We start from the raw sequence: 14997 nt of genomic DNA, 5'->3' as shown, positions 1-14997 counted from the left end.
AATGGTTTGAATTGTTGTCCGCGCGCGGTCATTCCCGCTATCAAAATGGACAAGCGGCCGAAAAGCTCATCGCGGCGCCGCTTTCGGGGTGGCGGATTTTCAGGCTGTCGGCGTGCAGCATCAAGCGCTCAAAATCCCGCGCGGGCCCGTCAGCATACAAAGGGTCGCCCAGAATCACATGCCCGATCGACTGCATATGAACCCGCAATTGATGGCTCCGCCCTGTTAGCGGGGTCAGCTTCATCCGCGTCTCACCGCCGCCGCGTTTCAAAACCCGCCAGTCGGTGACCGAGGGCTTGCCGGTTTCAAAATTCACATGCTGGCGCGGCCGGTTCGGCCAGTCCACGACCAGCGGCAGGTCTACTCTGCCCGCATTTTCCGCGACCTCGCCCCACACCCGCGCGAGATAGATTTTCTTGGTCAGCCGTTTCTCGAATTGCTGCCCCAGAAACCCTTGCGCGGCCTTGTTGCGGCCAAAGATCATCACGCCCGAAGTATCCAGATCCAGCCGGTGCACCAGCAGGATATCGGGGAATACGTCGCGCAGGCGGTTGATAAAGCAGTCATCGCGGTCCTCACCCTTGCCGGGCACAGAAAGCAAGCCGGACGGCTTGTCGGCGACCACGATGTGATCGTCGGAATACAGCACGACAAGGGGCGCGTTGGGGGGGGTATAGATAAATTCGGTCATCCTGTGGCCCATAACGCAAATGGCGGCGACAGACAATCTGAAGCAAGTGGGGCTGAAGCAAGCGGGGCTGAAGCAAGCGGGCTGATGTAGCCGTTGGAGGTGCCGGTATTCGACGAGTCGGGGTGAACCCCGACCTACAGGCGTTGCAGCAGTTCGATACGGTTGCCAAAGGGGTCGTTGATATAGATGCGGCGGATATCGGGTAGGTCTTGATCGGCTTTCGTTTCAATACCTGCCGTCTTTAGATGTTTGATCACCAAGTCGAGGTTCGGCACCTCAAATGCCGGATGGGCCTTGCGGGCAGGGGTAAAGGGGGTTTCTACGCCCAGATGCAGGCGGATCGGCCCTGCTGTGAACCAAACTCCACCCCGCCCGGCCAGCACCGCAGGTTTGGGCACCTGCGTCATGCCAAGGATGCCCGCGTAAAACGCCACGGCCTGAGGCTCGCCCCCTTGGGGCATGGCGAGTTGGATATGGTGAAGGGCAATAAGCATGTGAACTCCGGCGTTTTGAGTCCCGCCCTACCTTATGTCGCGGCCTTGAACAGATCTGCCATAAGACGGGTCAGTTCGGTCACATCGGTTTCGGTAAAAGCATCGGGGGTGTTGCTGTCGAGATCAAGCACGCCTAACAACTGGCCCTCTCCGTTCCAAACTGGCAGGACCAATTCCGAGCGGGTAGAGGACGCGCAGGCGATATGGCCCGGAAAGGCATCGACATCCGGCACCAATTGCGGCTGCCCTGTACGCGCCGCAGCCCCGCAAACCCCGCGCGAAAACGGAATGACCAAGCAGCCGTGCCCGCCTTGATAAGGGCCGATCTTGAGGGTTTCAGGCGCGGTGACGCGGTAAAAGCCGGTCCAATCCGACAGGTCATGCGCATGGTGCAATTCGCAGGCGATAGTGGCCATAAGAGCAACGCTATCGGTTTCGCCCGTGCAAAGCGCGTGGAGGGTTTGAGAAAGCTGGGCGTAATCGGGCATTAGGCGGCCTTTTGGGTAAGAGCCGGGGGTTTCACACCCCCGGACCCCCGTGGGATATTTGGGGATAGATGATTAGGCAAGAGGGCTATGGGCGCTCAATCGCGATTGCTGTAGCCTCGCCGCCGCCGATGCAAATGGCGGCGATGCCGCGTTTGAGGTTATGGAATTCGAGGGCGTGCAATAGGGTCACGATGATCCGCGCACCGGATGCGCCGATTGGGTGACCCAAGGCGCATGCGCCACCGTTTACGTTCATTTTTTCATGCGGGATGTTGAGGTCGCGCATAAAGGCCATGGGAACGACGGCGAAGGCTTCGTTTACCTCCCATAGGTCTACATCGCTTGTGGTCCAGCCCAGCTGTTCCAGCAGCTTGCGCGCGGCGGGTGCGGGTGCAGTGGGGAACAAGGCGGGGGCCTGAGCATGGCTGGCATGACCGCAAACATAGGCGCGGATGGGCAGGTTGTGGGTTTTGGCGGCTCCTTCTGACGCCATGAGCAAAGCCGCCGCGCCGTCCGAGATTGAGGACGCATTGGCCGCAGTGATGGTGCCGCCTTGGCGAAAGGCGGGTTTCAGGCCGGGGATTTTTTCAGGGCGTGCCTGGGCGGGCTGTTCATCGCTGGCTACCGTTATGTCGCCTTTGCGGGTGGATACCGTCATTGGCGCAATTTCGGCGGCAAATGCCCCCGAGGCCTGCGCCGCCAGCGCCCGTGTCAAAGATGCCAGCGCATAGGCATCCTGATCGGCGCGGCTAAAACCAAAGTCCTGCGCGCAATCTTCGGCAAAGCTGCCCATCAGGCGGGCACCGCCATTGCTGTCGCGGGTATAGGCGTCCTCAAGCCCGTCGAGGAACATGTGGTCCAGGGCCACCGCATGCCCCAGCCGTGCCCCGCCGCGCATTTTTGGCAGCAGATACGGCGCCTCGGTCATGCTTTCCATACCTCCGGCCAGCATGATTTTGGACTGCCCCAGCGCAATCTGGTCATGCGCCATCATCGCCGCTTTCATCCCGGAGCCACACATCTTGTTCAACGTGGTTGCGGGCACCGCATCGGAAAGGCCGGCAGCAAAGCCTGCCTGCCGCGCCGGTGCTTGGCCTTGGCCCGCGGGCAGCACACAGCCCATCAGCAGCTCTTCGACAAGCACTGGGCTGCATCCGCCCAAAGCTGCACGAATCGCCGCTCCGCCCAGCTTGGCGGCAGGTACCCCCGAAAAAGCGCCCTGAAATCCGCCCATCGCCGTACGCGCGGCGCCAGAGATAACAACTTTATGCATTTTGCCCCCACATTCGGGTTTCGGTTACCGAATGCTAACCACTGGGGCATAGGCTGCAAGCTCTGATTGACGAAAGGAGTGCTCAGGATGAACCTGTCTGCAAACGTTCAAAATGCCTATCTGGTTGTTACCGTTAACGAAGATCGTATCGATGCCGCCGGTGCGATCCAATTCAAGGAACGTATGCGCGAGGTTGCGCAAACCCCGTCCGACCGCGTTTTGCTCGATCTGTCGCAGGTCGCCTTTCTGGACAGCTCTGGTTTGGGGGCGGTCGTCGGGGTGATGAAGCTTTTGGGGCCGGATCGCAAGCTTGACCTGTTTGGCCTGACGCCCACCGTGGCCAAGGTGTTTCGCCTAACCCGGATGGATACCGTTTTCACCATTCATTCCACAATGCCCGGGGGCCTGCGACAGGCAAGCTAGGGTAGCAGTATGAAAAGGCAGCCGATGTATTTTACGATAGAAAGCAGCCCTATTGAGGTTCGGCATGGTTTGGCGTGCTTGTTGGCGTGCTCGGCTATGCGCGATTTGGATGAATGCGCACGCGGCACGGCAGAAATCGTTTTGGCAGAGGTTTTGAATAATATCGTCGAACATGCCTATTCCGAACAAAAGGGAAGCATCTCGATTGCCCTGTGCGACTTGGGCGCAGGGGTAGAGGTTGTCGTCACCGATCAGGGGCGTGCTTTCCCGCAAGAGCAGTTGCCACAAGGCAAGCTCCCGCCCATTGACACAACCGCGGATTTGCCCGAGGGCGGGTTTGGGTGGTACCTCATTCGCACCCTTGTCAAGGATCTTACCTATCGACGCCTGCAATCGACCAATCACCTTTCGTTTGTTCTGCCCGGCGCTGTCACCGCAGCAGACCTGTTTTGAATGCCTGGCCTGGGCCCGTTGCATGACGCGCCGCACGTGAATTTCCCCCTGACACAGACATCTTCGGCCCCTAAGTTAGGGTCGCAGCTGCAAATAAACTCCCTCGGCGCGGTGGTCATTGCCCCCAGATTATCCGCCGTGCCGAGGCCTTCTCTTCGCGTTCTCTGGCTTGTTCAAACAAAGCCGGACGGCGCAAAATACCGGTTCCAGCCGACGCATTTTTCAGATTAACTTCGCAAAACCAATCTGAGGACATGACATGCGTGATTTTCAAATGCCGGGCCGTTCTGCTGTCTACGCTGCCAATGGCATGTGTGCTACGTCCCACCCGCTTGCGGCAAATACTGCGATCGATGTGCTAAAGGCTGGTGGCAACGCGGTTGATGCGGCCATCGCCGGCGCCGTTTTGCTTGGCTTTTGTGAACCCCAGATGACCGGTATCGGTGGGGATTGCTTTGTGTTGTTCAAACCTGCAGGCACCAAAGACGTTCATGCGCTGAACGGTTCGGGCCGTGCACCCAAGGGGTTGGATGCCAATGCCCTGCGCGCGCGTGGCCTAACGGCGATGCCACTCTATGCGCCCGAGGCGGTTACAATCCCCGGTGCGGTTGATGCGTTTTGCCAACTTTCCGCCGATTGGGGCCGCATGTCTCTGGCCGAAACGCTCGCCCCGGCGATCCGCTACGCTGATGAAGGCGTGCCCGTCGCCCCCCGCGTTGCCAAAGATTGGGCCGAGGCCGAACATCTGCTGCAAGGCCGCGCCCGCGATACCCTTCTTTTGAACAACAAGGCGCTGACCTTGGGTCAAATCTTCCGCGCCCCCGGTCAAGCCGAGGTGCTGCGCAAAATCGCAGCCCAAGGCCGCGCCGGTTTTTATGAGGGTGAAGTCGCGCAAGACATGGTCGCCTCGCTGAATGCGCTGGGCGGCACCCACACTTTGGATGATTTTGCCGCCACCAAATGTGAGTACGTCAACCCCGTGTCCGGCCCCTACAAAGGCGTTGATCTTTATGAACATCCGCCAAACGGCCAAGGTGCTACGGCGATCCTCCTCCTCGAAATCCTGTCGCATTTCGACATCGCCTCGATGGACCCCTTCGGCGCGGACCGCGCCCATATTGAGGCCGAAGCGACCAAGCTCGCCTATGATGCCCGCAACCGTTTTATCGCTGATCCCGATCACACCAAGCGGCTGGACCATATGCTCAACCCGCACACCGCCGCAAAACTCGCCGCCCTGATCAACCCCAAACGCGCCATGCCAAGCGCGGCCCCGCTGACCGAATCGGTGCACAAAGACACGATCTATATCACCGTGGTTGATAAAGACCGTATGGCCGTCTCGCTGATCTATTCCGTTTACCACAGCTTCGGCGCCTGCCTTGCCTCGGATAGGTTCGGGATCAATTTCCAGAATCGCGGCGCAGGCTTCACCTTGCAACAAGGCCACCCGAATGAGGCTGGCGGCGGCAAGCGACCGATGCACACCATCATCCCCGGCATGATCGTGGAAAACGGCCGTGTCACCATGCCTTTCGGCGTGATGGGCGGCGCCTATCAACCCTGTGGTCACGCGCGCTTTGTCTCAAATATCAAGGATTTCGGCATGGATCCGCAATCCGCGATGGACGCCCCGCGCGGCTTTTCGGGTGCCGAAGGGATGGAGGTCGAGCGCGGCTATTCCGACGCAGTTCGCGCCGATCTGGCGGCACGTGGCCATGATGTCAAAATCCCGGTGGTGCCGCTTGGCGGCTCGCAAGCCATCAAAATCCACGCCGAAGGCCTGCTCGAAGGCGCCTCAGACCCGCGCAAAGACGGCTGTGCCTTGGGGTATTAACCCACCTCTTTCATCTTGGCAAAAATACCTACGGGGGTGCGGGGGCAGTCAGCCCCCGTTTGCCCTCGGTGCCGAACAGACGCTAGCCGATCACACCGCGCAGGCCACCCGTTTGCCCGCGGTCCATCAGAAAATGATCCAGCAAAACACAGGCCATCATCGCCTCACCTACTGGCACGGCGCGGATGCCAACACAGGGGTCATGCCGGCCTTTGGTAATCAAATCCACCTCCTCACCCGCAACCGTCACCGTCTGGCGCGGCGTCAAAATCGAAGATGTAGGCTTTACCGAAAACCTTACCATCACATCTTGCCCGGTAGAGATGCCGCCAAGAATACCACCGGCATGATTGCTCAGAAACTCCGGTCCCTGCGCCCCCATCCGGATCTCGTCGGCATTCTCAACGCCTGTCAGGTTGGCTGCTGCCATGCCTTCGCCAATCTCGACACCTTTGACCGCGTTGATCGACATCATCGCCGCCGCCAAATCCGTGTCCAGCTTGGCATAAATCGGCGCGCCAAGGCCCGCAACCATACCGCGCGCCGTCACCTCTATCACCGCGCCGACCGAGTTATGCGCTTTGCGCAAATCATCAAGGTAAACGGCCCAGTCATTTGCCGCGACAGCATCCGGCACCCAGAACGGGTTTTCGCCAATCTGGTCCCAATCAAACCGCGCGCGGTCAATCTTGTGTGGCCCCATCTGCACCATATAGCCCGTCACCGACAGCCCCGGCACCAGTTGCGCCAGCGCCGCCCGCGCCACGCCACCCGCCGCAACGCGTGCTGCGGTTTCGCGTGCCGAAGACCGCCCGCCACCGCGCGGATCACGGATGCCATATTTCTGATGATAGGAAATATCCGCATGGCCGGGCCGGAACTTCTGCGCAATATCGCCGTAATCCTTGGACCGCTGATCGGTATTCTCAATCATCAGCTGGATCGGCGTGCCGGTGGTCCGCCCCTCATACACACCCGACAGAATGCGCACGTGATCGGCCTCTTGCCGCTGGGTCGTAAACTTGTTTTGACCGGGTTTGCGCTTGTCCAGCCACGGCTGAATATCGGCCTCGGTCAGCGGCACGCCGGGCGGGCAACCATCAACCGTCGCCCCCAGCGCCGGCCCGTGGCTTTCGCCCCAGGTTGTCACGCGGAACATATGGCCAAAGGTGTTAAAGCTCATGCCACGCCGCCCGCCAGTTCCGGCACATTCAGCGCGGAAAAGCCATAGTGCCGCAGCCAACGCAGATCGCTTTCAAAAAACGCGCGCAGATCGGGGATGCCGTATTTCAGCATCGCCAAACGGTCAATCCCGATGCCAAAGGCAAAACCTTGCCATTCAGTCGGGTCAACGCCCGCCGCCGCCAGAACCTTGGGGTGCACCATCCCCGAGCCCAAAACCTCCATCCAGCCGTCGCCTTCGCCAATCCGCAACTGGCCGTCAATCCACGAGCATTGAATATCCACCTCGGCCGACGGCTCTGTAAAGGGGAAATGGCTGGCGCGGAAACGGGTTTTGACCGGCTTGCCGAAAAACGCGCTGAAAAACTCTTCCAAGACCCATTTCAGATTGGCCATCGACACATCTTTGCCGATCACCAAACCTTCGACTTGGTGGAACATCGGCGAATGGGTCTGGTCCATATCCATGCGGTACACGCGGCCGGGGCAGATGATACGGATCGGCGCGCCTTGCGCCATCATCGCGCGGATTTGCACGGGGCTGGTATGGGTGCGCAGCACATGTGGCGGGCGGTCGTCGCCCTCGGCGCGGTTCATGAAAAACGTGTCATGTTCCTGCCGCGCAGGGTGCTCGGGCGGGATGTTCAGCGCGTCAAAGTTATACCAATCGCTTTCAACCTGCGGGCCCTCGGCCACGGCAAAGCCCATATCGGCAAAAATCGCGGTCAGTTCCTCGGTCACCTGAGATACGGGGTGAATGGTTCCGGCAGGCCGTGGGCGCGCGGGCAGGGTTACATCCAGCCATTCCGTGCGCAAACGCGCCTCTAGCGCCGCATCGGCCATCGCTGCCTTTTTCGCGCGCAAAGCGGCGTCAATCTCATCCTTAAGGGCGTTCAGCGCTGCGCCGAATGTGCTGCGCTCTTCGGGCGTCATCTTGCCCAGCTCGCGCATTTTCAGGCTGATCTCGCCTTTTTTGCCCAATGCCGCCAGCCGCACCTCTTCCAGCGATGCCTCATCGCCGGCATTCGCCAAGGCGGTCAGGTATTTGCCTTTCAGGTCATCAAGCGCGGTCATAGGTTTTTCTCCGGAAATTTGTGGCTTGGTGCTATCGGGCAGGGGGCAAGAATGCAAGTGGCAGCACGGCCCCGCATTGGCCCTGAAACGCAAAAAGCCCCGCAAATTGCGGGGCCTTTCACGAATTCACATCAAATCAGGCAGCTGCTTTTGCAGCCTCGGATTTGTCGAATGCCGCTTTGGCGGATGCTGCGATGGCGTTGAACGCCTCCGGCTCATGCACTGCCAGATCGGCCAGAACCTTACGGTCCACTTCGATACCCGACAGCATCAAACCATTGATGAAACGGGAATAGGTGAAGCTTGCATCAAACAAACGCACAGCCGCGTTGATCCGCTGGATCCACAGCGCGCGGAAGTTGCGCTTGCGGGTCTTACGGTCGCGTGTTGCGTATTGGTTTGCTTTATCAACCGCTTGCGTTGCAGTGCGGAAGTTGGTGCTGCGCGCGGCATAATAGCCCTTAGCAGCCTTAATTACCTTGCGGTGACGGGCGTGGGTAACGACGCCAGATTTTACGCGGGACATCTTTGGCTCTCCTTACCGGTTATAGGGCATGTATTTTTTGACGATTTTAGCATCCGAGTCGCACAGCAACATAGTGCCGGCCGAGTCACGGATAAATTTCGTCGTGCGTTTAATCATGCCGTGGCGTTTGCCGGCAGCGCCAGCTTTCACCTTACCGGATGCGGTGAAGCGAAAGCGCTTCTTGGCCGCAGATTTGGTCTTCATCTTGGGCATTTCCATCTCCTCGTTCGAGTGGTTATCGCGCGACTCGGCATGCCACTTTAGGCCGGTCACACGGTTGTAGAAGCGCGGTCTATAGGGGGCAAACCCACCAAGCGCAAGCCTTAAACGCCGCTAAAGGGTATATCGGTCAAGCACTTTAAAAAACACGCGCGGAATTTCGGCAACGGTATAGCCGCCGGCCTTATTTTGAAAGGCCAGCACCAAAAGCACACCCGAAACCAGCACCAATGCGGCGCCGACACGCGGGGTGCGCCTGTTGGAAATTCCAGAAAGAACAGTTGATACAGCAAGGACCCCGACCAGCAGGCCAATGACCAAAAACAAATCGGGATCCATGCAACGCTCCGAATTCCTAGAAACCTCTAGGACTCATTCTGCCTCGGAAGCGTAAATCAAACGTTCATCGCAGGGGGCGACGCGCAAAATATTTGTGGTGCCCGGCACGTTGAACGGCACGCCGGCAGTTACCACGATTTGCTCGGTCTGTTTGGCAAAACCATCCGCGCGTGCCACCCGAACGGCCGACAGCACAGCGCCCTTGAACCGGTCTTGTGGTTCCGAGATGACGCAATGCGCGCCCCATGTCAGCGTCAAGCGCTGCGCTGTCCGCGCCAAAGGTGTCAGCGCGATGATCGGAACGCGTGGCCGTTCACGGGCCACCAGGCTAACCGTGGTGCCCGATTGGGTAAAGCAGCAGATCGCTTTGATGTCGGTGGTTTCCGCAATTTCACGCGCTGCCGAAACAATCGCATCGGCCACAGTGGTTTTCGACCCACGGCGGCTTGCCTCGATCACTTCGCGGTAAATCTTGTCGCTTTCCACCGAAATCGCCACGTTGTTCATCGTGGTCACGGCCTCAACCGGGTAGTCCCCCGCAGCCGATTCGGCCGAGAGCATAACCGCATCCGCACCTTCATAGATCGCCGTTGCCACGTCCGACACTTCGGCGCGGGTTGGCACAGGCGCGGTAATCATCGATTCCAGCATCTGTGTCGCCACGATAACCGGCTTGGCTGCAGCCCGCGCTGCACGAATCAGACGTTTCTGAATCGGCGGCACCGCATGCACCGGCAATTCCACACCCAGATCGCCACGCGCAACCATGATCCCGTCCGATACCGCCAGAATCGAATCAAACGATTTCACGGCAGCCGGCTTTTCAATCTTGGACAAAATCGCAGCGCGGCCTCTGGCCAATTCGCGTGCCTCAAGCACATCCTCGGCCCGCTGCACGAATGACAGCGCCAACCAGTCGGCACCCATTTCGCAGGCGAATTCCAGATCCGCACGGTCTTTTTCCGACAAAGCGGCCAGCGGCAACAGCACGTCCGGCACGTTCACGCCTTTGCGGTTCGAAATAACGCCGCCAACCTCGACCACGCAATCGGCAAAATCATCGCCGCAGTTTTGCACTTTCAACCGGATTTTGCCGTCATTGACCAATAGCGTAGAGCCAACTTCCAGCGCGGCAAAAATCTCGGGGTGGGGCAGGTTTACGCGCTTGGCATCGCCCGGCGCCTTGTCCAGATCCATGCGGAAGGTGGCACCTTCAACCAGTTCCTCGCCATCATCGCTGGCAAACACACCAACGCGCAGTTTCGGCCCCTGAAGGTCGGCCAGCACACAGATCGGGCGGCCGGTATCAGCCTCGATCTTGCGAATAATATCATAGCGGGCGCGCTGTTCGTCATGCGTGCCGTGGCTCATGTTCAGGCGAAACACATCAGCGCCGGCCTCAAAAAGCGCGCGGATGGTTTCATATGTCGAAGAGGCTGGGCCCAGGGTGGCCACAATTTTAACATTGCGAAGGCGTCTCATATTGCCTCATTCCTATCTGTTATAAGCTGCTTTAGGGCGTGGATGACCTGCGTTATGGCCCAAATCGGCGCAGGGGGCAACGGAAAGTCGATAGCGCTAACAGCCTTTCGCCCATTCTGTTTCCCGATCATAAGCGGGGTCTACATGGTTCACAGCCCAATCGATATTACAAATATTAGCAACTTGCTACGCGAAACAGGTAAACAATAGATGACAGACGCATATCATATCCTCGGCGAGAATCGGCCTTCGCGGTTTTTGATCACCTGTGATCATGCCACAAATCGCGTGCCGGTGGCGGTAAATGGTGGCGATCTGGGCATTGCTGCTGCCGATATGGCCCGCCACATCGCCTATGATCCCGGCGCCGCTGGTGTGACCGTGGCCCTTGCCGAGGCCTTGGATGCGCCGGCAATCCTGTCCAATTTCAGCCGTCTGGTGATCGACCCGAATCGCGGCGATGACGACCCGACTTTGGTGATGAAACTGTATGACGGCACCCTGATCCCTGCCAATCGCCATGTCACAGCTGATCAAATCGCGGCCCGCCGCGACAGCCTCTATACCCCCTACCATCAGGCCTATGCAGCGCTGGCCGCCCGCCGCCCCGATACCGTTATCGTCGCCGTGCATTCCTTTACCCCCTGCCTGCAAGGCCGCTGCCCCCGCCCTTGGGAAATCGGCATTTTGCACGCCCCGCAGGATGGCCGCCTCAGCCGTGCCTTTCTGGCGCATCTGAACGCCCAACCAGACCTCTGCGTCGGCGATAACGAACCCTACCTCGGCCATCTGCCCGGTGATGCGATTGATCGTCACGCCCTGCAAATGGGCCGTCACAACACCTTGATCGAATTGCGCAATGACCTGATAGTGACAAAAGCCGATCAAACCGCATGGGCAAAACGCCTTGCACCGTTGCTTGTCGCTGCGCTGAACGATGTCGAAAAGGAAACGCAAAATGGATGACGCCACCCGCACCGAGCTTGAAGCCGCCGCCTTCCGCCGCCTTGTTGAGCATCTGATGGATAAGCGCCCCGATGTGCAAAACATCGACATGATGAATCTGGCGGGCTTTTGCCGCAATTGCCTGTCGCGCTGGTATCAAGAGGCCGCCAACGAGCGCGGCATCGACATGGACAAAGACGCCGCCCGTGAGGTGATCTACGGCATGCCGTATGAGCAGTGGCGCGCCGCCAACCAAACCCCCGCCGATGCCGAAAAGCAGGCAGCTTTTGCCAAAGCCTTCAAAGAAAACGTAGGCGAAGCCTAAGGCGCGCGCGGGATGCGGCAAAACGCTGCCCCGCGCCCAACTCTACTAGCCCCATATTTATTTACCGCCCCCTGCGGCCGCTGTTTTGGGGGCTGGCAAGGCATGTACATGTCTGGCGAATAATCGTCCGGCAAATGCCAACGCTTTGCCCGCGCCAGCAAAACTGCCCGCCGCAGCGACGGATTCGGCCAAGCGGATCGTTTGAAACACCAACACCCGCCTGACCAATCAGAAACCCAACATGTTTTTCAATGCACTCTATGCTTAAATCCAACGAGTAGGCCCAATGAAACCTTATCGCACATTCCTCGCCGCGCTTGCGTCGCTGTCGGCCCTGATACCATTGGCACCGCCTGCCTTTGCCCATGACCTTCCGGTAGGGGATGGCAAGGTTACAGCCTATCCTGCCGTTGGAAACGTCTTTGCCTGCAACCAGAACTTCTGGGGGGGCGGGGCCCGCCATGTAGGGGATTGGTTTCATGGTGACACGTGGAACCCGCTTGATAAGCCGCATGTGCAGGGCAAGGTAACTTGGCCACAAGCGCGGTTTGATATCAAATCCGATGGCAACCAACTGACCGTCACCGGCAACGGGCTGCCTGTCGGGGCGCCAACCGGAACCTTTCCGATTGCACGGTCTGATCCCGCCTACGCCTTTGATACAAATCCAAATTCCATCGCAAAGGTCGCGATGGAATTCAGCATACCCAGCCAGCCTTCAAAGGCAAATAAACCCGGCTGCCTGTCCATGGGTATGATCGGCTTTACCGTCACTGGTGTGGCGTTTTACAACGCGCTTGATGACGCGGGCCGTGATGCTGCCGCGCATGAGGTCCAAGACCTGTGCAACGGCCACCCGCAGGGCAAGGGGCAGTATCACTATCACAGCAGCTCGCCCTGTTTGGCAGGGGCTGACCGCAATGCGCTGGTAGGGTGGGCCCTTGATGGCTATCCGATCCTTGGCATGGTTGATGCCTCGGGTCGCACGCTTAACAACGCCGATCTTGATGCTTGTCACGGACGCTCTGAAAATATTTCAATCAAAGGGCGCGCCTATGACTATGCGTATCGCCTGACGCCAGAATATCCCTACATTTTGGGCTGTTTTACCGGCAAGGTGCAGCGCGATACGATCAGCGCGATCCGCGCTGCCATGGGCCCGCCACGTCAGCGCGGTGTTCGGGGTAATCTTGGCCAAGGCCCAAATGCCAGAACCCGATAGGTTGGTGAAAACGCGCATCGCAATCTGATTGGCGATGGTCGTCCGCGGTCTCAACGGTTAAAATCAGGTTAACGAAAAACGGGAAACCTTTGTTTATCAAAGGCTTCCCGTTCTGTCCGCGCGCGGTCACGCAGGTTGAAATCGCAAAACTTGGCCGTTAAATCGCTGTCTTGCGGCTTTCTTCCAAATAGATTTCCCGCAGCCGTTTTGCCACCGGTCCGGGCGTGCCGCCCCCCAGGCTGGCCCCGTCAATCTCGACCACCGGCATCACAAAAGCCGAGGCCGAGGTAAAGAATGCCTCATCCGCCTGCTTGGCCTCTTCAATCGTAAAAGGCCGCTCTTCGACCACCATTTGTGCCTCTTTCGCGAACCGCAAAACCGCCGCCCGCGTGATGCCATGCAAAATTTCATGCGAAAGCTGGCGCGTGATAATCCGGCCATTTTTCACGATATAGGCGTTGTTCGAGGTCCCCTCGGTCACGTGGCCATCTTCGACCATCCACGCATCATCCGCGCCTGCTTTCTTGGCCATCATCTTGCCCATCGAAGGGTACAAAAGCTGCACGGTTTTAATGTCGCGCCGCCCCCAGCGAATATCCTCGATCGAGATCACCTTGATCCCGGTTTTCGCCATCGGGCTCTCCGCCATCCCGGGCTTGGATTGCGTGAACATAACCAGCGTTGGCTTTGTTGTCTCAGGGTCCGGAAAGGCAAAGTCACGGTCACCGGGGTTGCCGCGCGTGACCTGCAAATAAATCATCCCATCGGTCACATCGTTGCGGGCCACCAATCCGCGGTGAATCTCCAGCAGGTCCTCGTCCGAACAAGGCGCCGCCATATCCAGCTCTTTCAAGCTGCGGGCAAGGCGCACCGAGTGGCCGGCAAAGTCAATCAGTTTGCCATCCAGAACACTCGTCACCTCATACACCCCGTCCGCCATCAGAAACCCACGGTCAAAGATCGAAACCGTAGCCTCTGCCTCGGGCAAATACTGGCCATTTACATAAACGATGCGCGACATACTCTATCCCCATAATTTGGCGCTGGGCGGATGGACGCCTTGCGCGTCAAAAACCAGCGGGTCCTCTCGGTCTTCGGCCAAAAGCAGCGGCCCGTCAAGGTCGGTAAAGGCCACGCCTTGCGCAAGCAATGTGGCCGGCGCCATCGCCAGCGAAGACCCGACCATACAACCGACCATCAATTCATAACCTTCGGCCAGCGCCGCTTGCTTTAATGCCAGCCCCTCGGTCAAACCGCCGGTCTTATCCAGCTTGATGTTCACCACATCATACTTGCCCTTCAAATGGGGCAGGCTCGCACAATCATGCGCCGCTTCATCGGCACAAACCGGCAAAGGCCGCGCCATCTCGGCCAGCATATCATCGGCCCCTGCAGGCAAAGGCTGCTCTACCAAGGCGACACCCATCGCCACCAAATGCGGCGCAAGCTCTGCATAAACCTCGGCGCTCCAGCCTTCATTCGCATCAATGATAATCCGCGTCTTCGGCGCGCCGGCCCGTACCGCTTCCAACCGTGGCATATCATCCGGCGTGCCCAGTTTGATCTTCAGCAACGGCCGATGCGCATGTTTGGCCGCCTCGGCCCGCATTGCCTCGGGTGTATCCAATGAAAGGGTAAATGCCGTAATTTCAGGCCCCGGCAGCGCCAGACCCGCCAGCTCCCAAACCCGCTTGCCCGCCAGCTTGGCCTCAACATCCCACAGCGCACAATCCACAGCATTCCTCGCCGCCCCTGCAGGCAGTGCCAGCTGCAAAGCTGCGCGTGTAATCGCAGGGTCCAACCCCTCAATCTGCGCCGTCACCGACTCCAAGGTCTCACCGTAACGGGCATATGGTACACATTCCCCCCACCCCGTCACACCGCCCCGCGTAATCCGCACCGTCAGCACTTTGGCTTCCGTCCGCGACCCGCGCGAAATCGTAAACACCTGCGCCAATCGAAACACATCTGGCGTAACCGTAATCATAGCAAATCCCCGCGCTTTCTTTTCGGCTCAAATATCC

At 58.9% G+C, this 14997-nt stretch carries 18 protein-coding genes; 6 read left to right on the top strand and 12 right to left on the bottom strand.

Going from position 1 to position 14997, the window contains the following annotated elements; translation table 11 throughout:
• Nucleotides 1–40: 40 nt before the first annotated feature.
• From AKU79_RS01890 to AKU79_RS01875, 4 genes are all read right to left on the bottom strand, one after another.
• A complete protein-coding gene (locus tag AKU79_RS01890; RefSeq protein WP_050521896.1) occupies nucleotides 41–691 on the bottom strand; it encodes an RluA family pseudouridine synthase in 651 nt (216 codons plus the stop codon).
• A 134-nt stretch (nucleotides 692–825) separates the two neighbouring features.
• On the bottom strand, nucleotides 826–1185 hold the full coding sequence (locus AKU79_RS01885; RefSeq protein ID WP_050521895.1) for a VOC family protein: 360 nt from the start codon (nucleotides 1183–1185) through the stop codon (nucleotides 826–828).
• Between the two features lie 32 nt (nucleotides 1186–1217).
• On the bottom strand, nucleotides 1218–1673 hold the full coding sequence (locus tag AKU79_RS01880; RefSeq protein ID WP_050521894.1) for a GAF domain-containing protein: 456 nt from the start codon (nucleotides 1671–1673) through the stop codon (nucleotides 1218–1220).
• A gap of 85 nt (nucleotides 1674–1758) precedes the next feature.
• A complete protein-coding gene (locus AKU79_RS01875; RefSeq protein ID WP_050521893.1) occupies nucleotides 1759–2946 on the bottom strand; it encodes a thiolase family protein in 1188 nt (395 codons plus the stop codon).
• Between the two features lie 87 nt (nucleotides 2947–3033).
• On the opposite strand from AKU79_RS01875, the gene AKU79_RS01870 reads away from it, so the two are divergent.
• The 3 genes from AKU79_RS01870 to AKU79_RS01860 all read left to right on the top strand — a co-directional run bounded on the left by AKU79_RS01870 (nucleotide 3034) and on the right by AKU79_RS01860 (nucleotide 5659).
• A complete protein-coding gene (locus AKU79_RS01870) occupies nucleotides 3034–3369 on the top strand; it encodes an STAS domain-containing protein (RefSeq protein WP_050521892.1) in 336 nt (111 codons plus the stop codon).
• Nucleotides 3370–3378: 9 nt separating this feature from the next.
• On the top strand, nucleotides 3379–3822 hold the full coding sequence (locus tag AKU79_RS01865; protein WP_082223881.1) for an ATP-binding protein: 444 nt from the start codon (nucleotides 3379–3381) through the stop codon (nucleotides 3820–3822).
• A gap of 259 nt (nucleotides 3823–4081) precedes the next feature.
• Complete coding sequence (locus tag AKU79_RS01860) at nucleotides 4082–5659, top strand: gamma-glutamyltransferase family protein (protein WP_050521890.1); 1578 nt, start codon at nucleotides 4082–4084, stop codon at nucleotides 5657–5659.
• 82 nt (nucleotides 5660–5741) lie between these two features.
• Here AKU79_RS01860 and aroC read toward each other — a convergent pair whose 3' ends face one another.
• The 6 genes from aroC to pyk form a co-directional block, all read right to left on the bottom strand.
• Nucleotides 5742–6842, bottom strand: coding sequence for a chorismate synthase (gene aroC / locus AKU79_RS01855; protein ID WP_050521889.1), 1101 nt, complete (start codon nucleotides 6840–6842; stop codon nucleotides 5742–5744).
• The gene (gene pheS, locus AKU79_RS01850; RefSeq protein ID WP_050521888.1) at nucleotides 6839–7915 is read right to left on the bottom strand and encodes a phenylalanine--tRNA ligase subunit alpha; all 1077 of its coding nucleotides are present in this window, start codon (nucleotides 7913–7915) and stop codon (nucleotides 6839–6841) included. Before pheS ends, aroC begins: the two co-directional genes overlap by 4 nt.
• A gap of 136 nt (nucleotides 7916–8051) precedes the next feature.
• A complete protein-coding gene (gene rplT, locus AKU79_RS01845) occupies nucleotides 8052–8441 on the bottom strand; it encodes a 50S ribosomal protein L20 (protein ID WP_050521887.1) in 390 nt (129 codons plus the stop codon).
• Between the two features lie 12 nt (nucleotides 8442–8453).
• On the bottom strand, nucleotides 8454–8654 hold the full coding sequence (rpmI, locus tag AKU79_RS01840) for a 50S ribosomal protein L35 (protein WP_050521925.1): 201 nt from the start codon (nucleotides 8652–8654) through the stop codon (nucleotides 8454–8456).
• Nucleotides 8655–8774: 120 nt separating this feature from the next.
• Nucleotides 8775–8999 (bottom strand): hypothetical protein, encoded by a 225-nt coding sequence (locus AKU79_RS01835; protein WP_050521886.1) that lies wholly within the window; start codon nucleotides 8997–8999, stop codon nucleotides 8775–8777.
• 33 nt (nucleotides 9000–9032) lie between these two features.
• Nucleotides 9033–10481: a pyruvate kinase gene (gene pyk, locus AKU79_RS01830; RefSeq protein ID WP_050521885.1), complete on the bottom strand. Its 1449-nt coding sequence runs from the start codon at nucleotides 10479–10481 to the stop codon at nucleotides 9033–9035.
• 210 nt (nucleotides 10482–10691) lie between these two features.
• Here pyk and AKU79_RS01825 point away from each other — a divergent pair, with 210 nt between their 5' ends.
• The 3 genes from AKU79_RS01825 to AKU79_RS01815 all read left to right on the top strand — a co-directional run bounded on the left by AKU79_RS01825 (nucleotide 10692) and on the right by AKU79_RS01815 (nucleotide 12973).
• On the top strand, nucleotides 10692–11447 hold the full coding sequence (locus tag AKU79_RS01825; protein ID WP_050521884.1) for an N-formylglutamate amidohydrolase: 756 nt from the start codon (nucleotides 10692–10694) through the stop codon (nucleotides 11445–11447).
• Nucleotides 11440–11751 (top strand): DUF1244 domain-containing protein, encoded by a 312-nt coding sequence (locus AKU79_RS01820; RefSeq protein WP_050521883.1) that lies wholly within the window; start codon nucleotides 11440–11442, stop codon nucleotides 11749–11751. The genes AKU79_RS01825 and AKU79_RS01820 overlap by 8 nt, the downstream gene beginning before the upstream one ends.
• Nucleotides 11752–12037: 286 nt before the next feature.
• Nucleotides 12038–12973: a YHYH protein gene (locus AKU79_RS01815; protein WP_050521882.1), complete on the top strand. Its 936-nt coding sequence runs from the start codon at nucleotides 12038–12040 to the stop codon at nucleotides 12971–12973.
• A gap of 157 nt (nucleotides 12974–13130) precedes the next feature.
• On the opposite strand, the gene AKU79_RS01810 is transcribed toward AKU79_RS01815, so the two are convergent.
• On the bottom strand, nucleotides 13131–13994 hold the full coding sequence (locus tag AKU79_RS01810) for a D-amino-acid transaminase (protein WP_050521881.1): 864 nt from the start codon (nucleotides 13992–13994) through the stop codon (nucleotides 13131–13133).
• Nucleotides 13995–13997: 3 nt separating this feature from the next.
• On the bottom strand, nucleotides 13998–14960 hold the full coding sequence (dgcA, locus tag AKU79_RS01805) for an N-acetyl-D-Glu racemase DgcA (RefSeq protein WP_050521880.1): 963 nt from the start codon (nucleotides 14958–14960) through the stop codon (nucleotides 13998–14000).
• Nucleotides 14961–14997 lie beyond the last annotated feature (37 nt).

Source organism: Pseudorhodobacter wandonensis (assembly GCF_001202035.1).
GTDB classification, from domain to species: Bacteria; Pseudomonadota; Alphaproteobacteria; order Rhodobacterales; family Rhodobacteraceae; genus Pseudorhodobacter; species Pseudorhodobacter wandonensis.
This window is presented reverse-complemented; position numbering and strand designations above follow the sequence as displayed.

Bases quoted from the DNA above. Each gene is read 5' to 3' on its own strand.
- AKU79_RS01890 (WP_050521896.1), bottom strand. From the start codon at position 691: ATGACCGAATTTATCTATACCCCCCCCAACGCGCCCCTTGTCGTGCTG.
- AKU79_RS01885 (WP_050521895.1), bottom strand. From the start codon at position 1,185: ATGCTTATTGCCCTTCACCATATCCAACTCGCCATGCCCCAAGGGGGC.
- AKU79_RS01880 (WP_050521894.1), bottom strand. From the start codon at position 1,673: ATGCCCGATTACGCCCAGCTTTCTCAAACCCTCCACGCGCTTTGCACG.
- AKU79_RS01875 (WP_050521893.1), bottom strand. From the start codon at position 2,946: ATGCATAAAGTTGTTATCTCTGGCGCCGCGCGTACGGCGATGGGCGGA.
- AKU79_RS01870 (WP_050521892.1), top strand. From the start codon at position 3,034: ATGAACCTGTCTGCAAACGTTCAAAATGCCTATCTGGTTGTTACCGTT.
- AKU79_RS01865 (WP_082223881.1), top strand. From the start codon at position 3,379: ATGAAAAGGCAGCCGATGTATTTTACGATAGAAAGCAGCCCTATTGAG.
- AKU79_RS01860 (WP_050521890.1), top strand. From the start codon at position 4,082: ATGCGTGATTTTCAAATGCCGGGCCGTTCTGCTGTCTACGCTGCCAAT.
- aroC (WP_050521889.1), bottom strand. From the start codon at position 6,842: ATGAGCTTTAACACCTTTGGCCATATGTTCCGCGTGACAACCTGGGGC.
- pheS (WP_050521888.1), bottom strand. From the start codon at position 7,915: ATGACCGCGCTTGATGACCTGAAAGGCAAATACCTGACCGCCTTGGCG.
- rplT (WP_050521887.1), bottom strand. From the start codon at position 8,441: ATGTCCCGCGTAAAATCTGGCGTCGTTACCCACGCCCGTCACCGCAAG.
- rpmI (WP_050521925.1), bottom strand. From the start codon at position 8,654: ATGCCCAAGATGAAGACCAAATCTGCGGCCAAGAAGCGCTTTCGCTTC.
- AKU79_RS01835 (WP_050521886.1), bottom strand. From the start codon at position 8,999: ATGGATCCCGATTTGTTTTTGGTCATTGGCCTGCTGGTCGGGGTCCTT.
- pyk (WP_050521885.1), bottom strand. From the start codon at position 10,481: ATGAGACGCCTTCGCAATGTTAAAATTGTGGCCACCCTGGGCCCAGCC.
- AKU79_RS01825 (WP_050521884.1), top strand. From the start codon at position 10,692: ATGACAGACGCATATCATATCCTCGGCGAGAATCGGCCTTCGCGGTTT.
- AKU79_RS01820 (WP_050521883.1), top strand. From the start codon at position 11,440: ATGGATGACGCCACCCGCACCGAGCTTGAAGCCGCCGCCTTCCGCCGC.
- AKU79_RS01815 (WP_050521882.1), top strand. From the start codon at position 12,038: ATGAAACCTTATCGCACATTCCTCGCCGCGCTTGCGTCGCTGTCGGCC.
- AKU79_RS01810 (WP_050521881.1), bottom strand. From the start codon at position 13,994: ATGTCGCGCATCGTTTATGTAAATGGCCAGTATTTGCCCGAGGCAGAG.
- dgcA (WP_050521880.1), bottom strand. From the start codon at position 14,960: ATGATTACGGTTACGCCAGATGTGTTTCGATTGGCGCAGGTGTTTACG.